This is a genomic window from Enterobacter sp. PP-008-ECC_S150, assembly GCF_045257065.1.
GTDB lineage: Bacteria > Pseudomonadota > Gammaproteobacteria > Enterobacterales > Enterobacteriaceae > Enterobacter > Enterobacter chengduensis.
In genome coordinates this window covers 1-1443 of the sequence record NZ_JBJHHG010000061.1, presented here as the reverse complement: position 1 = coordinate 1443, position 1443 = coordinate 1, and the positions used below count along the sequence as shown (strand labels likewise).

The window sequence follows — 1443 nt, the reverse complement described above, 5'->3', positions numbered from 1 at the left end:
TGTACTGACCCCAAAAAGTTGGACAGTTAAACACGAGGCACATAGGTCTGGGTTCGATATTCAATTGGACTCAGACCTTTTAATTTCAGGCTAATTCTTCTGCTGTTGTAGTAGTCAATATATTCCGTAACAGCATCCTTCAGTTCGCTTATATTACTGAACTCGTCAAGATAAAAACACTCCGACTTTAAGGTTCCAAAGAAACATTCCACGACTGCATTATCCAGACAATTGCCTTTTCTGGACATGCTCTGTGTAATGCCTTGTTCTTTAAGGATGTTTTGATACCTTCTCATACGATACTGCCATCCCTGGTCAGAGTGCAGAATAGGATGCTCGTGAGGCTTAAGCTTTTTGAATGCCTGATCGAGCATATTCTCGACCATGTTCATCACAGGTCTTTCCGACAGGCTGTAAGAAATAACTTCGTTGTTGAAGAGATCTATTACTGGAGACAAATACAGCTTTCGCCCATTGACTGCAAATTCAGTAACGTCGGTAACCCACTTCTCGTTTGGCCGTGTAGCCTTGAAATCCCTTTGGAGAACATTGGGGGCGGTTTGCCCTACCTCTCCTCTGTAGGAGCTGTATCGCTTGACCTTAATCGCTGCCTTAAGCGAGAGGGTTCCCATCAGGCGCTGAACGGCTTTATGGTTAATCCGTTCCCCGTCTCGATGGAGAGACAACGTTACCCTACGGTATCCGTAACGACCTTTATTCTCGTGATAAATCTCACCAATACGCTTTTTAACATCCGCATACTTATCAGGCTTGCTGAGAGCCTTTAGATGGTAATAAAACGTACTGCGCGGTATCTCCGCTGCCTTGAGAAGCTCATCAAGAGGGTAAAACTGCCTTAGCTCGTTGAGTACTTTCACTTTTTCGCGGGATGAGCTAAGGCTTTCAGCTTTTTTAGATACGTAAGCCGCATTTCAAGGAATCGAACTTGTCTTTCAAGATCCTCAATACGTCGGTCTTTCGACAGCTCCAATGCTAACGCCGCTTTTTCTGGATCAACTGACATTGTAATGTTTCTTTTGGTGCCGATCTTGAGTGCGCGTAAACCAGCTTCTCCGTGCTCCTCATAGACTTTCAGCCACTTGGCTACAGAACCACTACCAGCAAGCATAAAGTGAGCAGCAGCCTGATTGAGGGACATCTGCTGCTCGGTCACGGCTTTCACGACCTTAATGCGCAACTCTGGATCAGCACTAACGCCTTTAGGTTTGGGAATTAAACCTTTTTCTCCATGTTTTTCATAGAGGGCAACCCACGTCCTGACCTGTGTTCGAGGCACACCAAAACGTGCAGAGATGATCCTGTAACCATCATCAGTTGTGAAGTAGTGATTCACGACTTCAAGGCGCTTTTCGAAGGGGTATTTTGGCTTTGACATATCAGGGACTATTCCATTTCATCGTCCAACAAAATGGGTGCAGTACA

At 45.3% G+C, this 1443-nt stretch carries 1 protein-coding gene; it reads right to left on the bottom strand.

Annotated elements, in window-relative coordinates; genetic code table 11:
• Window positions 1–26: 26 nt before the first annotated feature.
• Window positions 27–1396, bottom strand: a protein-coding gene (locus ACJBF3_RS25980) for an IS3-like element ISKpn8 family transposase (protein WP_085949440.1) whose coding sequence is annotated in 2 segments (ribosomal slippage) — window positions 27–916 and window positions 916–1396 — 1371 coding nt in all. Because the reading frame shifts where the segments join, the coding sequence is not laid out codon by codon here.
• Window positions 1397–1443: the final 47 nt, after the last annotated feature.